At 59.0% G+C, this 21,356-nt stretch carries 15 protein-coding genes and 3 tRNA genes; 10 read left to right on the plus strand and 8 right to left on the minus strand.

What is annotated here, in order from left to right:
* Positions 1-33: 33 nt before the first annotated feature.
* The 3 genes from QW379_04955 to QW379_04965 form a co-directional block, all read right to left on the minus strand.
* Positions 34-4,758, minus strand: a complete 4,725-nt coding sequence (locus QW379_04955; GenBank protein ID MEM2869755.1) for a right-handed parallel beta-helix repeat-containing protein — start codon at positions 4,756-4,758, stop codon at positions 34-36.
* Positions 4,733-8,095 carry a right-handed parallel beta-helix repeat-containing protein gene (locus QW379_04960; GenBank protein MEM2869756.1) on the minus strand — a complete coding sequence of 1,121 codons (3,363 nt, stop codon included), beginning with the start codon at positions 8,093-8,095 and terminating at the stop codon, positions 4,733-4,735. Before QW379_04960 ends, QW379_04955 begins: the two co-directional genes overlap by 26 nt.
* An 89-nt stretch (positions 8,096-8,184) precedes the next feature.
* Positions 8,185-10,341, minus strand: a complete 2,157-nt coding sequence (locus tag QW379_04965) for a S8 family serine peptidase (protein MEM2869757.1) — start codon at positions 10,339-10,341, stop codon at positions 8,185-8,187.
* Positions 10,342-10,401: 60 nt separating this feature from the next.
* On the opposite strand from QW379_04965, the gene QW379_04970 reads away from it, so the two are divergent.
* Positions 10,402-10,740 (plus strand): cupin domain-containing protein, encoded by a 339-nt coding sequence (locus QW379_04970; GenBank protein MEM2869758.1) that lies wholly within the window; start codon positions 10,402-10,404, stop codon positions 10,738-10,740.
* A gap of 4 nt (positions 10,741-10,744) precedes the next feature.
* Here the strand turns inward: QW379_04970 and QW379_04975 are convergent, their stop codons facing one another.
* The 4 genes from QW379_04975 to arcC form a co-directional block, all read right to left on the minus strand.
* Positions 10,745-11,308 carry a KH domain-containing protein gene (locus tag QW379_04975; protein MEM2869759.1) on the minus strand — a complete coding sequence of 188 codons (564 nt, stop codon included), beginning with the start codon at positions 11,306-11,308 and terminating at the stop codon, positions 10,745-10,747.
* A gap of 2 nt (positions 11,309-11,310) precedes the next feature.
* Positions 11,311-12,228: a serine protein kinase RIO gene (locus tag QW379_04980; GenBank protein ID MEM2869760.1), complete on the minus strand. Its 918-nt coding sequence runs from the start codon at positions 12,226-12,228 to the stop codon at positions 11,311-11,313.
* A gap of 27 nt (positions 12,229-12,255) precedes the next feature.
* Complete coding sequence (gene eif1A, locus QW379_04985; protein ID MEM2869761.1) at positions 12,256-12,606, minus strand: translation initiation factor eIF-1A; 351 nt, start codon at positions 12,604-12,606, stop codon at positions 12,256-12,258.
* A gap of 163 nt (positions 12,607-12,769) precedes the next feature.
* A complete protein-coding gene (gene arcC, locus QW379_04990; protein MEM2869762.1) occupies positions 12,770-13,834 on the minus strand; it encodes a carbamate kinase in 1,065 nt (354 codons plus the stop codon).
* A gap of 131 nt (positions 13,835-13,965) precedes the next feature.
* Here arcC and QW379_04995 point away from each other — a divergent pair.
* The 5 genes from QW379_04995 to QW379_05015 all read left to right on the plus strand — a co-directional run bounded on the left by QW379_04995 (position 13,966) and on the right by QW379_05015 (position 17,758).
* A tRNA-Cys gene (locus QW379_04995) sits at positions 13,966-14,038 on the plus strand.
* Between the two features lie 106 nt (positions 14,039-14,144).
* Positions 14,145-14,492 (plus strand): roadblock/LC7 domain-containing protein, encoded by a 348-nt coding sequence (locus QW379_05000; protein MEM2869763.1) that lies wholly within the window; start codon positions 14,145-14,147, stop codon positions 14,490-14,492.
* Between the two features lie 14 nt (positions 14,493-14,506).
* Positions 14,507-15,187: a YfcE family phosphodiesterase gene (locus QW379_05005; protein MEM2869764.1), complete on the plus strand. Its 681-nt coding sequence runs from the start codon at positions 14,507-14,509 to the stop codon at positions 15,185-15,187.
* Between the two features lie 107 nt (positions 15,188-15,294).
* Entirely contained in the window at positions 15,295-15,720 is a 426-nt protein-coding gene (locus tag QW379_05010) for a DUF6015 family protein (GenBank protein ID MEM2869765.1), read from the plus strand.
* Between the two features lie 103 nt (positions 15,721-15,823).
* The gene (locus QW379_05015; GenBank protein ID MEM2869766.1) at positions 15,824-17,758 is read left to right on the plus strand and encodes an ATP-dependent DNA helicase; all 1,935 of its coding nucleotides are present in this window, start codon (positions 15,824-15,826) and stop codon (positions 17,756-17,758) included.
* A gap of 57 nt (positions 17,759-17,815) precedes the next feature.
* Here QW379_05015 and QW379_05020 read toward each other — a convergent pair whose 3' ends face one another.
* Complete coding sequence (locus QW379_05020; protein MEM2869767.1) at positions 17,816-18,775, minus strand: hypothetical protein; 960 nt, start codon at positions 18,773-18,775, stop codon at positions 17,816-17,818.
* A 123-nt stretch (positions 18,776-18,898) separates the two neighbouring features.
* Between QW379_05020 and QW379_05025 the strand changes: the two genes are divergently transcribed.
* From QW379_05025 to QW379_05040, 4 genes are all read left to right on the plus strand, one after another.
* Complete coding sequence (locus tag QW379_05025) at positions 18,899-19,126, plus strand: hypothetical protein (protein MEM2869768.1); 228 nt, start codon at positions 18,899-18,901, stop codon at positions 19,124-19,126.
* A gap of 68 nt (positions 19,127-19,194) precedes the next feature.
* Positions 19,195-19,266, plus strand: a tRNA-Gly gene (locus tag QW379_05030).
* A complete protein-coding gene (locus QW379_05035) occupies positions 19,266-20,450 on the plus strand; it encodes a polyprenyl synthetase family protein (protein ID MEM2869769.1) in 1,185 nt (394 codons plus the stop codon). Before QW379_05030 ends, QW379_05035 begins: the two co-directional genes overlap by 1 nt.
* 683 nt (positions 20,451-21,133) lie before the next feature.
* Positions 21,134-21,208: transfer RNA gene (locus QW379_05040), tRNA-Ile, on the plus strand.
* Positions 21,209-21,356: the final 148 nt, after the last annotated feature.

A 21,356-nucleotide genomic window follows, 5' to 3' on the forward strand; every position in this document is an offset into this window, starting at 1 on the left:
CCGCTCTTAAATTTGTGTCAGAGGGAATTTATATCAAACTCCTCGGCCCCGTTCAGATGAGGTCGAGCGCTCCTCCTCCCACTCCACAGGCTGAGCTTCGGGCGGAGCCTCTTCCTGATAGTCGACCGGCCCTTTCCACGGCATCGCTTCCGCTGGCTCGCCCCCTCCCATGCGTGTTGTGGCGAGCGGTGGGCTCTCAACGCGCCGCCGTCCGCGACCCCTCCGCCGGAGCACGTAAATTAAGGCGTTCTCGAGCGCGAGGACGAGGGCCACCGTAGCGATGGTCTCGACCCATGGTGACGGGGTTCTTGCCTCTCGCTTAGTCCTCACAATAAACCAGACCAATGTGTTCTCGTTCCCGGCCCTATCCGCCGCCCTCAGGATAATCGTGTTGTTACCGGGTAGTAAGTCTATATTCAGTGCAAATGCGCCGTCCGGGCCCGCAACGGTCATGGCCTCCCCTGTCGAGATCAGGGCGAAGGGCTCAGTTGTGCCGTTGATAGTCACATTTCGCTTCGCCGTCCTGAAACCACAGATGGGCGAGCCGATTAATATATCGGGGGTTTCGGTATCCACATGGAGCTCGAGCACCGTCGAGTTGGTGTTGCCAGCGGAGTCGATTACAGTTATATTTATAAAGTTATCCGGGGCAGGAAGGGGGAGAATCTCTGAAAACACACCGTTGATGCAGAGTACCTCCCTCCCTTCCACGAGCACCCTCGCACCCGGCTCCGTCCTCCCGTAAAGCCGTGCTTCGGAGATGGGGGTGTAACTCCCGTTCAGCGGACTGGCGATGTCGATGAAGGGAGGCACGGTATCGAGAAACACCGTTCGGGTGATGGTGGCCGAGTTGCCCGCCGCGTCCAGAGCGGAGACCAGTATAGTGTTCGCGCCCTCCGAGAGCTCCACCGTGACACAGAATGCGCCATTGTATAGGAGTGCGCGCCTTCCATTGACCAGAATTTTTGCGTCCACCTCCGTGAGCCCCCTGACGGATACTGCCCTCTCACGCGTGACCTCACCCTCTTGGGGTTCGGTGATTTCGAGGAGTGTGATCTGCGTGTCCACGGTCACATTTAAGAGACAAATAGCGCGATTTCCAGCAGCGTCGGTTGCCCTTATATACAGTGTATAGTGGCCGTCCGAAAGCGCAAAGGAAAAGCTCCACTGCTCCAGACCCCTCACCTCAGCCCAGACGCGTCCGTCCTCGCTGGCCTCGACGAGGGCGAGACCCGTCTCGTAGTCCGCCGCGAGCCCCGTTACAAGAACAGGGGTGTAGTTCAGGAGGGCGCCATCCGGGGGGTTCATGAGCTCTATCTGGGGGGGCTGCAAGTCGTTTAGGATGACGTAAATGGTCTCGCTGGCTTCGAAAGTTCTTTCAACCGAAGTAGAGACGTCTGCGAAGCGGACACTCAGTTTATAGGGGTTCTTCTCCCTTCTGTCCTGCGCTGTCTGGACGTACTCGATGACCTGAATTCCGAGCAGCCAGCCCCGCTCGTCGGTGAGGCCGGCGAAGAGCGAACGCCCCTCCGCGTCGATGAGTAGAATCTGGCCCCTCTCAACGGGAACCCTGGTCTGCCAAGCAGCATTCACATTCAGGAGCCAGATAACCTCGAGGTAGGTGCCGGGGCCGGCTAGCCTGACCTTGCTTCTGGTGAATGTCGTGTTGAGCGTCACCAGTCTCGAGCCCTGTTGGAGGTCCAGATCAAGATATCCGGAGAGGTATATCGAGCTGTTCTCGACCCTGAGCGAGGAGGCCACGGCCACAAGAGCAACGCGGCAGTGGGAGAAGCTAAGGCCAGAGAAGCTCGCCCTGATTCCGTTGGCTATCAGGCCGTGGGTGCAGTTTATGAAGGCCACATTACACAGAGTGACGTTGTCGCTCAGGAGGTTCAGGCCTCCGGACTCTCCAGCCGCCCCCCAGTCCTCTCCGCAGTCTTGGAGGACTCCATCCGTGAAGGTCAGGGCCCCTCCACGGAGGATCCTGAAGTGGTACTTGCTTGATGGAGGAATGGCTGCGACCGTGCAGCCGTCGATGAACTCCAAACGGCCTTCGTCCTCGACAAGAATAGCGTACTGTCCGGAATATCGAAGCGCCATAAAGAGCGTCACGTTCGTCAGCCGTAGGAACGCCCCGCTCGAGACCGTCAGGTTTCCTGCAAGCTTCACTCTCTCGGCGGTCAAGGAGGAGCTTGATACGATTCTCCAGTCGCCGACCGTGCCCTCGCCGCAGTGAATAGCGTATCCGAGGTTATCCCTGTACTGTCCGTCGATTACTTGGAGGGTCGAGCCACCAACATCGAGCACGCCGTCCCCATTCCGCTCAAAAAGGCACCTCTCGACCCATGCTCTGGCATTCTCGAGCTGAAGTGCCGAGCCGTTGTTGTCAACGAACTCGCACTCGACCGCTCTCACACTCCCGCCGTCGCCGCAGGCGCCGCCGGCATTATGCTCGAACCTGCATTGTGATAGAACGGCGTCGGAGCTGTAAAGGTAGACCCCGAAGTGGGAGTTACCGCTGAATGTGCAGCCCCTGAGCTCCAGGCTGCTGTTCTCTGCCCTGAGGCCGTCGGTGGCGTTCCTAAGACTGCATAGCGAAATCATGACCCCCCCACCCGAGCAGTCGTCCACCGCTATTCCGTCAAGGCCACCCTCGATGAAGTTCTCGACGAGCACGGGAGAGGAGCCGATGACCGATACCCCGAACCTCGTATTGTTCCACAGCCTATTTTTCCAGACCACGGCGTCGGAGGAGACATGGCACGAGATTCCGCCCTCACACCCGTGGATTTCGTTCTCGTAGACGGAGGGTGCGGAACCGTATAGGCAGGAGATTCCACGCTCGCTGCCAGAGATGTTGTTGTTGTGAATAATTCCCACTGAGGCGCTTATCGAGAACCCCATAACCCTGTTCCCCACAAGAGTGTTGCACCAGTACTCTCCACCTGCACCACCCGAGAGTGCAATCCCGAGCTCGTTGCCGGCGAGCAGGTTGTGGTGGACGCGGGGGCTGCAACGCTTTCCGTAGCAATAGATTGCGCTACCGGAGTTCCCGGTGAAGGTGTTGTTCTCGACTTCGGTTGTGGAATCGACGCAATACAGGCCCGCGCCTCCATTCCCTTTGAAGGTGTTATTTGCAAGCCTGCCTCCGGAGTCCGTAAGGGTCACGCTATCGAATGTGGATGAGGAGAATATGTTGTTCCTTATTTCGGGCGAGGAGCCCATGCCGAGCAGCGAGTGGTTGCTGCAGGAGATAAAGGTGTTAGAAAGAATCTGGGGGCCGCCTCCGTCCAGGACGATACCCGTGGAATCGTTGTCGAAGGTGCACTCCCTCACCACCATTCCCCGGTCGCAGCCGCTCGCGCGCAGGCCCTCCCGGCACCCTGAGAATGTGCAGTTCGAGACCTCCGGGGTCGAGAAGTATTCGGCATAGAGGCCGATTTTCCCCCCGATGAAGCCGCACCTTCTCACGCTCCCGCCGGAGAAATAGTTGATGAAGACCCCCGCCTGCGTGTTGTCCGAGAACACGCACGCGGTCATGTTCACTGTGCTGGTCAAGGAGTTGACGCCGATGGCGTTCTCCCGGGCGGTAACGTTGACAAAGCCCGGCCTCGAGTTGCGGCACTCGACGCCCTGATAGTTCTGCTGGAATATGCAGTCACTGAACTTCATATCCGAGAAGACTGCCAGAGCGCCTGTTCCATAGCACTGTCCATCGACGGAGGAGTAGCCTGTGCGCGTGACTTTGCAGCGGGATATCTCCGGCGCGCCGTAGTAGCCCGCCACACCATACCAGGTACAGCTGTCCATGACGCAGTCCCTTACGGAGGCGCCGCTCTTATAGAGATATATGCCGTAGCGGTCGGCTGTGAAGGTGCAGTTGGATATTGCGGGGCTCCCCTGAGCTACATATACCCCGTACGCCCCCTCTCTCATCGTGCACCCCGAGACGCTGGCTTCGCTCTGCATCAGCACGATGTGGCCCGCGGTGCTGTATGCGAGGTCGCATCCGCTGACCTGGATTGGTGATGCATAGGCCAGGATGCCGAATGCAGATTGGTAGTAGAATGTGCAATTTCTGAAGGCGGCAGGACTGCCTTCTAGATTGGCGCCGTGGGCGTTGGACCTGAATGTGCAATTCTCGAAGGCCGCAGATGAGTTAATGAGACCCGCGCCGTATGTGTTGGACACGAAGCCGCACTCTTTGAACAAAGGCGACGCCCCCCGGACCAAGACCCCGTAGTAGGAGTTTGTAAAGGTGGTCCGAGCGAAGCCGCAGAGCTCGGAGAGCACGTAGAGGCCCGCTTTCTCGCCGCTCTCCCCCCACGTCCAGCCGCAGCCCTTGATGGTGGCGTCGGTGGCGTTCATCGCCCCGCCCTCGCGTACGATGAATCGGTAGCGCTGTTCGCCAACGGGCTCGATGACCGCACCGGCGCGAAGCTTCAGCTCGCCCCCGCTTTTCACTTCTATTCCGAAATCACCATGTGAGGCGCAATCGAGTCTAATCTTGGCCCCATTCAGCTCTAGCTTTCCAGTTGACAAGACCGTCAGATTGCCTCGGAGGGTGATTGTGCACCCGTCGTAGGCCCTCGCGTCCTCGACCGTCCAGTCGCCGCTGACGGTGCCGCCGCCTGGAGGGGGGTCGTTGGACGCGCTGGCAGGGAGGGACAGGACAATGAGAGCGGCCACAATGGGGACGAAAAGTAAAGCCCAAAGCACGCCTCTCGGGAGCCTATCCACCCCTCCCACCCCCTTCATTCTTTGGCCTCCTACTTCTGTATAACACGTATCCTTCGAGCACCATGATGGAAACGGAGGCGAGGATGAAGGTGATGAACGGCCAGTCCGGGACCGGCGCCGTTATCAGCTCCTCTCCGCCGCCTTTCGGCCTCCTCTCCACAATAATTGAAATCTCATTAACGTTCCCCGCGGGGTCCACCGCTCTGACCGTTATTTTATTTATGCCGGTACCCAGCGTAACCTCCTGCGTGAACGAGCCGCTTGCTCCCACGGGCGTCTCCTGCCCGGACACAAGCAGCCGGACCCTGGGCTCAGTCCTTCCCATCACATAGATGGAGGCTCTGGTGGTGCAGGAGCGGTCCGCCGGGGAGTCGATGCTTATTCCGGGAGGTATCGTGTCGAGCACAACGCGCCTTACGGTGGTGTTGGAGTTGCCCGCGGCGTCCACGGTCCGAATCACCAGCGTGTTCTCGCCCTCGGCGAGTGTCAAGGGAATTGAGAAATCCATCCTCTGGTCCTCGCGACCGGGGACGAAGGTCTCCTTTGCACCAAGCAGAAGTCTAGCGCCGCCCTCGCTAAATCCCGTGACAGTCAGAATGGGCTGGTTCGTCAGGAATCCGTCCGGAGGGTGCCTCACCTCTACATAGGGGGGCTGGGCATCTAGCCTGACTTTTCTAGTGACGGTCCTGTGATTGCCGGCGGGGTCAACTGCATCGATGGTTATAATATTCTCACCGTCCACAAGGGCTATGCTTGTGGAGAATGTTCCGGGCTCTCCGACCAGCGCCACCCTCCTCCCATTGATGAGAACCTCCGCGTCCTCCTCCATCCGACCCGAGACCCGAGCAACCGGCACATTTGTGACGAGACCTTCCTCGGGGCTCTGGAGCTCTAGCAGTGGTGGGCTGGTGTCGAGGACAACGGTCACGGAGCTTGAGTTGCTGTTCCCCGAACCGTCCATGGCGACCGCCGTGACGAGGTTTTCTCCTTCAGAGAGGAGGACGCTAACGCTGAAAATATTCCTGTCCACTTGCGCTTCCTTCCCATCCACGAAGACCCTGGAGCCCGGCTCGCAGAAGCCCCACACCGAGAGGAGAGACTGGTTGGTGAGGTGGCCACTCTGGGGGCTGGCGATTTTCACCATCGGCGGCGTTGTATCAACTAGAAAATTCACTACGGCGGAGGCGCTGTTCCCCGAAGCGTCACACGCGAGGGCCTGAATAGTGTGCACTCCCTCGGCTAGTTCCAGGGTCAGGCCCCAGTCCATCGAAGGGGGTCCCTCCCCCACGGCCTCAAAGACGACGTATCTCCTGTACCCGTCAACGTTCAGCTCCACCCTTCTGACCCCGATGTTGTCGCCCGCTGTGCCGTTGACAGGCACTTCAGCCATGCTGAGGGAAGCGGCAGGTGGAGGGCTAATTATCCTCACTGTGGGCGGCACTCTATCGGTGAGGACGAGCTGGACAGAAAGGCTACGGTTCACGGTCAGCTCCGTCTCATTGCTCACCGGCCCATGGCTAAAGCTGACGCTGTGGGGCGTGAAGATTCGGGTTGTGCTCCTGTTGACCAAAGCTTCCCTCAGGACCCCTCCCCAGACCCACCCGTCTTCCGCCGAGGTTCCCCGGAGAGCCTCCACTCCCTCATTATCTTTAACCAGCAGTTCCGCTCCTGGGACTGGGCTCCCGTCCTGCCAGATCGCACGCGCATTAAGATACCAGCTGACGCTCAGCGCGCTGCTACCGTCGGAGAATAAGAAGCGGTCCCTGTCTAGTGTGGTGTTTAGTGCGTCGAGGAGCGAGGCGCCGTCGAGCACACTGACCACCTGTCCCGCGCTCCTGAGGGAGGAGTTGAGAATTCGCACGCTCGAGGAGCTCAGGGAGAGGTCGTGCTCTAGGCCCCTGATTGAGCTGCTCTCAATAATAGCATCTTGCACCTCCTTAAAAACGAGGCCGACGGGGTTGTAATCTATCGTAGAGCCTATGATATATACATTCGGGCTCTCCAGAAAGGGACCGGAAGTCTGCGGAGAGGCCGTGCTCCAGCCGCAGTCGCGCAGGAGCGACGAGGTCATGGAGAGGGCCGAACCGGGCTCGCATCTGAGGGCGTAGGCATGGGAGGCGTTGTGTGCCCTGAGCTCGGAGCTCCTGAGCTCGAGAGAGCCCCCCCTACTCACCATTATCCAACACTCGCCATCATAACCCCCGTTAACCCTGAATATGGAGCGGTTGATGAGGAGGGAGCCCCCGTGCTCCACGCTGACGCTGCCGTTGAAATTGAAGGAAGGCTCGTCTTGAATAAGGGCGGTTCCGGTCACCCTCCAGCTCGAGAGGCGCGTCGGAGGGGGTCTGAGGCAGCGCTCGGACCAGTTGAGCCCTCCTTTTCTGTTTGCGATGAACTCGCAGTTCTCGACCGAGAGGCTGTGATGGGGTATATCTGAATCGTCCTCCTCGACGCTCGTTATACCATACAGATTCCTCACGAAACGGCAGTTTGCCACATCCGGGTTGGATTCTCCCAGCGTCCAGGCGATGCCCATCCAGAACGAGCATAGAATTCCGTTCCCGCTCTGGTTCTCGAAGACGCACTCCCGGACCACCGGGTCAGAGCCATCGAGCATCATCCCTTGCCCATTGCCCGTGAAGCTGCAGCGGCGGATGACGGGGGACGCGCCGTGAAGGAGCGCTCCGTAGAAGTTTCTGTGGAACACGCAATCACTTATTTCGGGATGGGCCCTATTGAGAACCAGTCCCGCGCTGTTACCAGTGAAAGTGCATCCCCTGACCTCCGGACTGGCTCTGAGAAGAACCAGGCCGTAGTCCGCGCCGCTGAAGGTGCAGTTATGCACCGCTGCGTAGTCCGTCTTTATGCACACGCCCCCGTTCCCTGTATTGATGGGGTCGAGTTCGTAGGTGGGCTCCCCTGGCGGAGCCCAGAGCTCGCCTATTCCGTTGAATGTCGAGTTCTCGAAGAGGGCTGTGGCGTTTGGCTCGACGAAGAACCAGGGGTTGTTTATGGTGTCGAAAGAGGCGACGGTGGAGTTGATAATGTTCAGTGTCCCTCCCTCTTTCACCCGAACCTGTCTCTCCGCCGGCTCTCGGCAGAGGATGAGGAGGGTGGAGTTCACGAGCGTCAGCGAGCCCCCTGCCTCCACGGTCAGGTCCCCAGAGAGTATCAGGCTTTGGTTCTCCAGCATTTCCTCGTCCACCACCACCCAGTCCCCAAGCCCGAATGGCGGCGGCTCGGCCGAGGGCTCAGGATGGAGAGGGGCGAGGAACTCTCCGATCGATAATAGCGCCACGAGCACGGCTCTTGGAGCTGCGGTGATTAAAGCTCTCCCGGAGAGGTAGCCGCACACCTTATCTTCAACGGGAATGGTGGGATAAAAGAATATTGGAGCGGGCTTCTAATCGATGAGGGCGATGGGAGGCAGAGCCAGAGGCTCTATCAGCCCCGTCGCCTAGCAGCTCTCCACAATACCGCCGCAGTCGCCGTAATAGCCAGGAGAGCTCCATCGGGTCCCGGCAGGGTCCCTTTGGAGAGCGCCGGAGGCGGGCGCTTCGGATTGTCGACGATGAACTCAATAGAGGCCAGCTCCGAGTAGTCCGAGCCGTCGGAGGCCCGGGCCTGGAGCGTGTGCCTACCGTTTTCGAGCCTGGTTGTGTTAACAGTGTACCTCCATCTCCTGAATGTCTGGCTGGCATTGGTGGACAGGTCCTCCACCGGTTCCCATGGCCTCTCGTCCACCCGCGCTTCGACCGACCTAACGCCGGTACCGTCAGCGGTGCCGGTGAATGTGAACTCGCCAGAGATGACCACCTGCGCACCCACGGGCGATATCGAGACCAGCAGGTTGTCTACATTCACAACAATCCTGTATTCATAGGAGTAGAGCGTGCCATCGAAGGCTCGGGCAGCGACGAGATGGGGACCGTTTGTGTAGCGCGATGTGTTCCACTCGTAGCTCCAGAGGGTCGTGCCGACGGCCATCTCGTAGGCCCCTCCATCTATCCGCACCTCCACCGACAGGACCGTGCTTCGGGCAGAGGAAGCGGTTCCGGTGATGAGCACGGTGCCCCTAGCGGTATTGACGGGATTGATATAGACCACGGGAGGGAGGGTCCCGCTTGTACAGTTCTCAACCGCCCTCACGGCGTCCACGACGCCCCAGCCGTAGTCGTTGTTGGGCGAGGACTGCCAGGGCAGGACCGAGCGGGGTTCGGCAGTGCTATGGAGGATGCTCATTATATCCGAAGGCCTCAGGTCAGGGAGGGCCTGGATCATGAGTGCTGCGAGGCCGGATACATGCGGGCAGGAGTCGCTGGTTCCCGTGGCGGGTGTGAAGCGGTCGCCCGAGTTGGCCTCGGCCGAGTAGATGTCGGTTCCAGGGGCGCAGACGTCAGGTTTGATGTAGCTGCTGGTCAGCCTCCCTACGGGGCCTCTCGAGGAAGTTGGGTTGAGGGTGTGGTCATCCCTCACGTTACCGACAGTGATGACGTCCCGTGCGTCCCCGGGAGGGGTTATGGACCTCGGAAAGGGACCCCCATTCCCGGCGGATGCGACGCAGACCAGTCCCTCCGCAACCGCCTGGTTGCAGAGCTGGCTGAGCGCGCTGGTGCCGTCGTTGCTGAGGAAGGGTGCGGTGAATCTAGACCCGAAGGACATGCTTAAGACCCTGATGCCGAACCTTTCCTTGTTTTCCATTGCCCACTCTATGCCCCTGAGGGCGTCGCTCGTGACCATGTCCGTGCTCCCGTTAGCAAGTATCTTGACCCCGACTAGCTTCGCTCCAGGGGCCACGCCGATGAACTTTCCCGCCGGTGACCCCATCCCGGTTCCCGCCGCAACCGCGGCCACATGGGTTCCGTGGCCGTCCAAATCGAAGGGTTTCGTGCTCCCATCGGTCACATCGGGGGAGCTTGCTGCATCGTAGAAAGCCACAACCTTTGGGTCGTCCGTTGAGTTGAGGTCGTCTAAGTCATCGAGGGAGGAGTGATTTGCGTCTATGCCTGTGTCAATGATGCATATCGTCACACCATCTCCCCTGAGTCCGAAGTCCCTCCACACTCTATCCACGCCAATTGAGGGGACTGAGGTGTCGAGGGAGGGCTCAAGAGGAACATCGGCTTCGAGTCTCGCGACGCCTGGCAGAGAGAGTACTGAAGTCAGCGCTTCTCTGGGAAGGGTTGCCGAGATGACCGGGATGTGTCTGGATATAAATTTCACCTTCCCTCCGAGCATTTCTAAAGCTGACGCATCCTCTCTACACGGTCTCCGGCAATAGCAGATGATGACAGGAATCAGCTCTCCGCTGCTGGTCACCAGCCAATGTTCCAGTTCATCATCCAGGCCGTCGTGGTCCGAGTCCCGGGACCATCCAGACCAGTCGATGCCAGTCCCTAATGCTGCTGCAGAGTCCTGTCTCGGCCTGTCACCACCTGCGGACAAGCCCGGGAGGAGCGTTGAGGAGACAAGGGCACCTACGAGCAGCGCGATCGGCAGGGACCTCACGAGCTTTCCTCCAGAAGCTAATAAAGTGGGGATTGGATAATATAATTTTTGGTCCGGGGGAATTCTCGCCTCCGCCCCTTCGCCACTCTCCACCTATCTGTCGGAGAATATTTATTGTTTGCAGATGATACTCCTGAAGGGGAGAGACACAACATGAAGGTAGCTATCAGGAAGGCCCGAAGAGGGGGTCGTAGTATCAGACCGGACCAGGAGAGAAAACACGTCGAGCCGCTTATCCGCACTACAAAAATGGAGGGCCTAATCGTCACCCTTTGGCCTAACACCGACTTTGGAAGGGTCTACTCCCACGAGGGCGAGGAGATACGGATGGTGCTTGAGGGCGAGTTGGAGATAGACGTCGATGGCAAACGCTACCGCCTTAAAAAGGGCGAAGTCCTCTGGCACAGCTCCGAGCTCCCCCACGCTCTCCGGAACCCTGGAAAAAAGAGAGTCAGATACCTCGTGGTGGCGGTTCCCCCGAGCCGGATGTAATCCCTTACTCTTCCTCCCTTGGTTCCGGTGGGCTGAGTTCGGAGAGCTTTCTCTCACGCCTTGTATGCTCCAAATAGGCGTAGACGGCGGAATGCTCGGAGCCGCAGAGCAGCATGTCGAGTGCGGTTCTCGCGTACTCCAGCGAGCGAGCATCCCCGATTACGGACACAGTGTCGCCGTAAATGCTGAGCTCTGTCTCGCTAAGCTCCTCAATGATGCGCCTCGTTTTCCCTCCTGTACCTATCACCCTAGCCCGCATCCTGCGCAAGTGGCTGGGGCTCTTGCCAATGTAGTCCTGAATGTTGATAACCATGAGGAAGCAGTCATCCCTGAGGAGCCTGAAGGCGCGCTGGGGTGAGAAGCCCCTCCCGATCGCCCTGACTAGATCGTTCACCTTCAGCACCAGTGCCGGGTCCTTTGCGCGGCTGTAGTCAATGGTGACCTCACCGGTTTCGGAATCGATCTCCAGCTTGACGCCCGTGCGCCTCTCAACCTCTCTCTTCACCCTCCCTCCGGGACCTATCATTGCCCCGATTCTCTCCTTTGGAATTCTGAGAAAATGCCTCATATTTACTCCTCCTCCCCTCCAGCAACCCCAGTAGCCCCGTCGTGCTCTGGAGCAGCGCTCGGCGCTAGTTCAGCGCGGGTGGGGGTGGGGGCTTTGGGGGGCATATGTCTCACATTTCCGCTCCTCCCACTTCCTCCCTCTCGCTCCCACGGGCCTTCGGTGAGCTCAGACCGCAGAGCTTTCCAGTCCAGTGGCAGGCCACGCCTGGTGAAGTAGAGAGCTATGTTCTTCAAGTCTCGCGTCAGGAGTTCTTGGGCCATGGGGTGCTCCAGAACCACCGCCTGGCCCAGGTCTATGACTACTGTCTCGCCGTTGTGAATAAGTATATTGTACTCACTCAGGTCCCCATGGACGAGGCGCGCACGAGTGTAGGCGAGCCTGAGAAAATCAACAACGTCGTCCCTAATCTTCTTCAGCTCCTCGGGCTCGGGCTCGAGCTCCCTGAGCATCGGCGCGGCGCGCTCTTCGCTGCCTATATACTCCATAACGAGCACATTGTCTTTGCATCCAAGTGGCTCGGGCACTCTGACACCCGCTTTCCTCATCCTCTCGAGGTTCTTGAACTCCTTCCTAGCCCATGTGGAGATGAGCGCCCGGCGATCTCTCGCTATTCCCTTGAACCGAGGGTCTCCCACAATGTACTTCGAGAGGCTGTGGAAGGTCGCGGTAGCCACCCTGAATATCTTGACGGCCACAAAGCCCTCGCCCTTCGTACCCCTGAAGACGTTCGCCTCCTTGCCCGTGGATATCGGGAACTCTAGGGTGTCGAACACGCCGCCACTGAGCATCCTGTACAGGGTATTCAGGGTGCTCTCGTTGAATATCTCCGACGCGGTCTTCCGCATCTCGTCCTTATCCTTGTCCTTGTGCTTGAGCGCGTCGATTCGGCTCTCGAGAAAATCGAGGATTTTTTGCCTCATATCCCTAGCTCCGTTCCCCGTCCAGTCTCAAAATATGTCGATCTCTTTGGGGAGCATCTTGCGACGACTCAGATAGCCGGCCTGCGTCTTGGTGTAGCGCCAGACGACATCCGACTTCTCGTCTTGGAATTTCCAGGGCCTGATGATGACGAGGTCCCCCTCCCTTATCCACATCCTCTTCTTCATTTTTCCTGGAATTCGGGCCATCCTCGTCTTACCATCGGCGCACATAACGCGAATTCTGGAGGCCCCCAGAAGCTGGTCGGCGATGCCAAATATCTCGCCTTCGCTCTTCCGTGGCATCCTGACCCTGAACTCCTCACCCTCCGCGGGCTCGGCGAGCGACTCGAACTCCTCCTCGTCTTCCTCTCTGGGCATAAGCCTCCATTCGGGTATAGATGGAAGGACGTAGATAATTGTTGCTATCGGTGGAGCGGGTTGAGCAGGTGGTCCTTTCGAACTACGCCGGAACACCCATGGGTCTGCGCCAGGACCGGGGTAGGGAGCGAAACTGCTGGCCGAGAACCCTACGAGTTGCCTCTTAGTCTGGAACTATAAGGGTGCCGGAATCCCCCTGGGCCGCCTCTGATGCGTTGCGCAACGAGGCCACCACAACTCTGAGCTGGGGCTTAGGGGGCTCAGCCCCGGAGGGCAAGAAAGAATCTAGGGAGGTCTCCCTCCGGGGCGAGAGGAAGAGCAGCGCGGCCTCCATCTTCGGCCCCATACTCCCGGGGGGGAATTGACCCGCATGGAGGTGCCTCCGGACATCCGACGCCGTCATCCTCTTAACGAACCGCTGCCCCGGCCTGCCGAAGTCGAGCGCGACCCCTTCTACGTCGGTGAGAATCAGGAGCGTGTCGGAGCCTATGTCCCGGGCGAGAACGGCCGATGCCAGATCCTTATCGACCACCGCCTCCACACCCGCCAAACTACCGCCACGTCTGACCACTGGTATCCCGCCTCCACCAGCGGCGACCACAATTGTACCCTGTTTCACAAGCCTCCGAATCGTTTCTCTCTCTACGACCTCCAGAGGCCGGGGGGAGGGAACCACCCGCCTCCACCGGTGCCTCCCCACTTCCATCATCCTCCAGCCTTTCTCCTCAGCTAGCCGCCTGGCCTGCGCTTCCGTGTAGAAGGGGCCAATGGGTTTGCTAGGCGCTCTGAAAGCCGGATCGTCGGGGGATACCACGACTTGAGTCACAATTGACACGACTTCCCTTGAAAGTCCTCTCCTCTCCAGAGCTTTCCTCAAGCTCTGCTGGATGATGTATCCTAAGAACCCCTGCGATTGGGCCACACAGGCGTCAAGTGGCTGGGGCGGCACTTCATCCTTCGCGAGCTCATTCTGAATTAGGATGCTGCCGACCTGAGGCCCGTTGCCATGGGTGAGAACAAGCCCCGCGCCGGGTCTGACCAGTGAGGCTATCGAATCGCACGCCTCGCTCAGGTTGGCGAGCTGCTCTTCTACGGTCCCCCTCTGCCCATCGCGTAGGATTGCGTTCCCGCCGATTGCGACCACTACCCTGCGGCCCAGCTGCATTTCGATCACAACCCGTCTCTTGGGCTCTCCTTCCCAGCCCTCGTTTTCCGTAATTAAGACCAAACTCTTATGTTCCTTACATAAATATTATATATATAAATCTAAACAATCATCTTCCAGCACCTCCAGAAAGGTCGGGCGCAGGGCTAAAACACCAAAACTTATATGTTTGGGCCTGGTTTAGGTGGGGTGGCGCCGAGGTGACAGAGCGGCTAATGTGACGGACTGCAGATCCGTTTTCTGGGGGTTCGACTCCCTCCCTCGGCAATCCATTACCCACTCCAACAGAAAATAATAAGGTTCAAAAGAAAACCAATAAGGATATAAAGCACAAAACATCTAATGGAAACCAATGGTATCCAAGGCCGCGCAATTGGAGCGGATTGTCAGGGAGCTCCACCAGCTGCCCCAGGTCATAGGCGCCGTGCTGGTTTCCCGTGGGGGTATAATTATTGCTTCGAGTACTTCAGAGGAGGCCCATGCCGAGACCTTCGCAGCGATGGGGGCGACGATGAGCGGCGCGGCCTCAGCGGCCCTCTCCGAGTTCAACAAGGTAGGTCCAGAGAAGATATTCGTGGAGGGGAGGGATTGTATCATGCTTGCAATGGACGCGGGCCCCAAAGCGATTCTGGTGATTTTAAAAGAGGGCAAGGACGGCGCCCAAGAGCTGCTGGCGAGCGTCGAGGTGGCCTCCCGGCTAATTAAAGAGACGCTGAGCTGAGCTGGAGAGCGGCGATGGCCCTCGTCGGGATTCTATCAGACATTCACTCCAACCTTCCAGCCCTGAAGGCAGTTCTAGAGGAGCTCGAGCGTCTCGGGCCGGACCTCATTATCAGCGCTGGTGACCTTGTGGGTTATTACACATTCCCCAACGAAGTTATTAAAATGGTCCGCATGAAGGGCATATATTCCATCAAAGGCAACCACGACCGCGCGGTGCTCAGCGGAGACGTTTCCTGGTTCAATGAGGACGCGGCAGAAGCCGCTCTCTGGAATCGAGCTAGGCTCTCCCCCGCCTCAATGGAGTTTCTAGCGCAGCTCCCCGACCGTTGGATGCTGGAGGTCGGGGGGAAGAATGTGCTCATCGTCCATGGGAGCCCCCGGGACCCAGACGAGTACGTCCTACCACTCCCGCCCGGACGGTGGCCCTTCGGCACTAACGATGCAGATCTCATTGTCATGGGCCATACCCACATCGCCTGGACGGAGAGGTACGGCGAGCTGACCGTACTCAACCCGGGAGGCGTGGGCCAGCCTAGGGATGGAGACCCACGGCCTGCCTTCGCGCTGGTGGATACGAGGAGCATGGTCGTCAGGTTGCTCAGGGCCTCCTACGACCCTGCGGAGACGGCCCGGTCGGTGCTCGAGCACGGCCTTCCGCCATCCTTGGCAGTCAGGCTCTATCATGGTCTCTGAACGTGAAGAGAAAGAAAAATTTATATCCTGCCATTATCCATATATTTCTTTACATCAAAGTGGGGAGGCTGAAACCCATGAATGACCCCGACAATGGAGGACGGGGTTTGTTCCATACGCTTACGGTCGAGGGCCTGACCAAAGCGATCAAGAACAGTATAGACAGGAAGGGCATGGAAGAGGCCGCGGCCAGGGACATGGCGAAGCACATTATGAACTTCTTCGGCTATAACGACAGAATTATAGACAACGTTCTCGAGCCTGAGGACAGGGACGCCTTCTATATGCTGGAGGACGCCGGACTCCTCACCACCGAGCGCGAGGAGACGACGCTCTACGACGGGCGGGAGTGGAGAATTCACTATTGGCTCTTCAGGATGGACCGCATAGCCCGATTGGTGGAGTGCGACAAGGAGAAGGAGGAGAGCACTGCCCCCGAGGAGGTTTCCTGCTATCAGGGCATTCCGGACGAGATATGGAGCCGTGGTAACGGCGGCGCCCCCGAGGAGGAGACCTCCGAGAAGGAGGAATAGCCCGCTCCCTCTCCAACCCTGTTTTTTCGTCGTTACTTAGCCGTTCGATTTTCGCCCTCCCCCCCCCGAAAGGATTTACTACTCCCCGCGGTTACGAGATTTGATGAGCGCTCCCGGCGGCCTCTTCCCATACAAGCCAAGACCGATGCAGGAGGAGATGGTGGCGCTTATAAGTAGGGGCGTTTCGGAGAGAGGGTGCGTGGTGGTGGAGGCGGGATCCGGTGCGGGGAAGACCGTCTGCGCCCTCGCCGCCTGCCTTCAAAGCATTCTCTCAAGCGGGGGACGGTGCCTCTACCTGACCAGAACGAACTCCCAGCAGGTGCAGGTCTTCAGGGAACTCCGGGTAATATCCAAGAAGCAGAAGGTGCTCGGGCTCGGCATTCAGGGCCGCCACAGCACTTGCCTACTTATTGAAACGGAGAGGGAGTGGCGCAAAGCCCTGCCTGAGGAGCTCTCTCTTCTATGCAACGACCGGAAGGAGGCCGTGCGGAGCAAGCAGGGGCTGGGGTGTCCTTTTTATGAGAATCTCCTGGCCGAGGGCGTGGAGGGGCTTCTCTCCTGGGTCTCTAGCGCGCTGCCAACCGCGGAGGAGATGACCCGTCGTTGCAGGCAACTGGGCATCTGCCCTTACGAAGCCTCCAAACTACTCGCTAGAGTGGCGACCGTTGTGGTCGCGCCCTATGTCTATTTCCTGAGCCCATTCATTCGGGCCAGGCTGCTTGACTGGATGAACTGCCCGGTGGAGGAGCTCATCGTGGTCGTGGACGAGGCCCACAACCTGCCCGAGTTCGCGCGCCAGCTCCGTTCCACCACCCTGAGCCTGCAGACCCTGAAGAGAGCGGTGGAGGAGGCGGAGGCCCTCGGGGGGCTGCAGGTGCTCGATGATGTCCGAGTTCCCGAATTCTGCGCGAAGATAGAGGCGGTGATTCTCCAGCTCAGGGAGGAGTATCTTATTGACGAGGACGGCCTTGTGCCCCCAGGGGCGGTGGAGGAAGAGCTGATGCACCATTTCAAATGGACTTCGAACAGACTCGAGGCTGCGATCGCCAGCATCGTTGCGCACGGAGAGGTCGTAAGGGAGAAGAGGAGGAAGGAAGGGCGGCTCCCCCGGTCGCATCTCCACTCGCTCGGTCATTTCCTTGCGATGTGGACGAGCGCAGAGAGCGACGTGTATGTCAAGCTGATCAGGGATGGGGAGGCCCCTCGCCTCGAAGCCTACTGCATGGACCCCTCGCTCGCCGCCGAGCCCCTTTCTAAATGCCGCGCGAGCATTCACATGTCGGGAACCCTCTCACCCCTCGAAGAGTACAGGGACTCTCTCGGCCTCGCACGGACCGCCTTAATGAGGAGCTTCGACACCGGCTTCCCACCGGAGCACAGACTTCTGGTCTGCGACCCGTCCGTGACGATGAAGTATGAGGAGAGGGTGATGGACGAGGGGATGTTCTCAACAATCCTCTCCAAGGTGGCTGAAATATGCAGAGCGACCCAACGAAACACGGCGGTTTTCTTCCCGTCCCACGACCTTCTCGAGAAGGCAATGGCCCTCGGGCTGGGGGACCAGATCGATAGGAAGCTCTTTGTGGAGGAGCGGGGTCTGGAGCAGCAGGAGCTCCTCGAGACCATCGACAGCTTCAAGAGAGAGGGCAGGAGGGGCGGTGAAGGAGGGGTACTGATGTCGGTAGTCGGCGGGAGGGTGAGCGAGGGAATCGATTTCCCGGATAGGGAGCTGGAGGTTGCCATCATCGTCGGAATACCCTATCCAAAGCCCACCGCCCGTCAGAGGGCCCTTCAGTACTTCTACGACCTCAGGTTTGGGAGGGGCTGGGATTACACAGTGCGGGCACCGACGGCCCGTAGGATGCTCCAGGCCATTGGCCGGCTGATAAGGAGCGAGAGGGACAGGGGCGTGGCGGTCATACTTGATAGGAGGGCTCTCCAGTTCGCCGAGTTCCTTCCGGGGCTCGTCACATCCGAGAACCCCGTTGAGGAAGTGATTCGGTTTTGGGGACAGAATTCGCCCATTTCTAGAGATTGATTATACTCCCCTTAAGCCCAGTCATCCTGGCACGAGGCGCGGGGATGGCCAATAAAGTCATCTCCACCTCGGGTCCTCCGCCCTGTACCTAGTGGAGAGCTGCTTCCGGGCGAGCCTCCACTCGCTGTCCCTCTCACGCGCTTCCTGACTGGATTTTTCGATCATCTCGATGAGCTCTCTCGCCTTTCCGGCGTACTTGGAGCTCGGGTCAAGCGCCAGGGCATTCTTCGCATAGTAGAGAGCGTAGGAGTAGTTGCCGCTCCCGTAGCAGATCGATGCCTTGCCGAGCATTCTTTGAATGCTGTAGGCCTTTTCATAACAGTTGATGCAGAGCGGGAAATCGAATTTGTAGTCGTAAAACACGTCGGATTTCATGTGCCCGAGTTCGTACTTTCCACAGATGGTGCAGTTCATCTTTCCGCAACCTGTGCATATCAAAAGGTGGTTTCTCTCTGAAAGAGGTGCGCCGCAGGAAGGACATACGGTGCCACCTGCACTCTTCCCTCCTGCATCCCTCGCCGGGATAGGGGTTCGCCCGGGCTTCTGGGGAACCGCCTCTGGAGCGGTAGCGGTCTCAGCCCCTTCCTTGTTCTCCACCGCCAGCGCGCTCTCCTCCCTCGAAGGAGCGGTCTCCGTCTCAACGCCTTTCGCGGCCTCCCCGGAAACGACCTGCGGCCCCCTCTCGACCCCTTCTCTTATCACGCGGAGCTTCGCAATGAGGTCCTTTGCAGACACGCGTCTTGGAAGGGGTGGGAGGGCAGCTCTGGCCTCCGGGGTTTCGGGCTTCACGAAGGACCGCCGGGTCTGGAGCTGCTGGGGAATCTCCCTCTGGACGGTTCCATAGGACTCGACCGGTGCGTAATAGACGGTCTTGGTTCCCTCTACTCTCCTCTCCACGAACGGCGGTGTTCGGAACGCCGGGCCCTCACGGAGCGCGTTTCTCTCATAAAGGTAGTCGGCGATCAGAGATTCAGCACGGCTCTTTCTTTCATTTTCCGGGCTTTTCTGACCTTCCACCAGCGCACCCCTCGCTCAGCCCTCCGTTGAATGCACATGAATGGTAATAATCCTGTCGCTGGCTCCCGACCTCTTCCCACCCACCAAATCCTTTAAAAGGTGGGACCCTACTTAAGGTCTGGGATGGGTATGAAGACATACCTGACGGTAACCTTCAACAGCGAGGGGGCGAAGCCATCCGAGATTGTTGACCGACTGTGCTCGATCGGTTTTCGGCCGACGCAAGGGACGTACGACTTCATTTACGAGTGGGACAAGAAGGCGACAGTGAAGGACGCAATCTGGTTCGGGGATAAAATCCACTCTGCTCTCAAGGGCTACAATGTGATGTTCAAGCTGGAGACCATCTGAGAGAATGGTATGCGCTACCGGCGCCCGGAAACTGATGAGGGGGGCCGGGGCGCTCATCTCCGGAGGGCGCGGTTGTAGTCTAGTGGTTAGGACTGGAGCTTCCCAAGCTTCAAACCGGGGTTCGAATCCCCGCAACCGCATGGGACCAGGTCAGCAGATGGAGCTGGACGAAGATTTCGTGACTCGCTTCACGGCGGAGAAGTGGCCGCTCGTCCGAAGGGAAATAGAGCGCGTGCTGCCGCGCACCGGGCCATTCTCGCGGTGGCTGAATGAGCCCGCTTGGTACCACATCGGAGACGACTGCATAGACCCTGTGACGAAAAGAGGCCCCAAGCGCTCCCGGCCTATGCTCTGCCTTATGGCCGCGGAGTGTCTCGGAGTCCCGCTGAGAGACGCGCTCCCATTCGCCGCTGCTACAGAAATCACCCACAGCTATCTGATATGCCACGACGACCTGATGGACGGGGATACCTCGCGCCGGGACAGGCCAGCGGTATGGGTGAGGTACGGAGAGGCAGGTGAGAAAAGGAGGGGTGAGTACCTCCGCAGGGTCATGCGCGGTCTACGACCCGGGGACCGGGGCATCGCCAACGGAATCAACCTCGGCGACTACATGATGGCTAAGGCCTACGAGGTCATCACCACATCGCACCTTCCGGTCGAGAAGAAGCTTGCCCTCTGCGAAGTCCTCACCCTAACGCTCGTAAAGACGGGCGAGGGGCAGGCGCTGGACATCAACCTGAGGGCGGACGCGGGTTTCACCGTGGAGAAGTACCGGGAGCTTGCCACCCTGAAGACCGGGTACTACCTAATATTTGGCGTGGTCGGGGCAGCTATACTAGCGGGGCTGGGGGAGCGAGCGGTTTCCGACCTCTGGAGGCTCGGGGGTAATGTGGGCGTGGCATTCCAGATTCTGGACGACGTCATAGACCTGACCACCGGCAAGGGCCGGATGGGCCGGGACGGAAAACCGGAGATCGGTAATGACATCAGGGAGGGCAAGCCGAGCGCCCTCTTTGCCCGCGCCCTCGAGGTCTGCGGGCCTAGGGAGAGGGAGGAGCTCCTGGCGATTTTTAAAAAGCCACGCGAACGCACAACGAAGAGGGACATAGAGAGGGTCATCAGTATCTACAGGAAGAACGGCGTGGTGGACTGGGAGCCTGGCGGCAGAACTCGAAGGGTCAGGGGCTGGGCCGTGGACGAGGCGGAGAGGCTCCTGAGGGAGGCGCTAGCAATCGTGGACGGAATGGAAGGCCTCGGGAACTCCGAGCAGGCAGAGCGCTTCAGGGCGCTGATGAGGTTCATGGCGAGGAGGGAGAGCTAGCCGTCGCCGGATTATTGGTTCCGTTATTGCCTATTTCCTGATTATTCTAACACGGCTTTTAGTAGCAAATGTTGCCACGGACTCTACTGGTTATGCCTAACCCGCCAAGAGGAAACAGCGAGGCTCTCAACGCGGCTGCCCGCTAGCGCCTCAGCGCCGTGCTTGTCAACGAAAACCCGAGGCCGTCCATGGGGAAGCGGGGGCCCTGCTACCCACACCTGCACTGGAGGTAAATCGGTAGCTCGGCTTTCTCCCCGCCGGTCTGTTTCGCCCATTGGAGGTGATAGTCCATTGTATCCCGACCGCAAACCGGGCGGAAGGGGCACTACCCTATTTCATTATGTTTTTTCGGTTGGGCAAAAATCAGGAAGCCAACCACTCCTCCGACCTCTGAGGAGAGGTAGAATGGAGGGGTGCCTTCCATCCCTCCTAAATACAATGGGATAAACAGTGATGCGAAAAAAAATCGCTCCGGCCCCCGCGCCGACCTTCAAGGCCAGGCCTTTTCCATCGACGTATTTTTTTCTTGCATTCGGGGCAGAGCGGGGTCTGAGCAGAGACCTTTGTGGATTCGGTGTAGGTGAATAGAATCAACGGCACGACCCCGCTATGCTCATCTTGGATGGTTATGGATTGGGAACCACATATTAAAATACCCCATTATCATTTTACCGTCAATCCGCGGGCCCATAGCTTAGACTGGCTGGAGCGCCCGGCTGATAACCGGGCGGTCGAGAGTTCAAATCTCTCTGGGCCCATATGCCTCCGGAGAGGGCATGCGGCCGGAGGCCGCTCTTATTCGCCGGGCCTCCGGAAAAAAGGCCGGCCCAAATCCCGCGAACACAGCACTTGGCGCTAGCACCATAATTTCATAATAGGAGACCCTAATTATCCCCGGGAGCGGCG

Source organism: Thermoplasmata archaeon (assembly GCA_038851035.1).
In the GTDB taxonomy this organism is placed as follows: domain Archaea; phylum Thermoplasmatota; class DTKX01; order VGTL01; family VGTL01; genus JAWCLH01.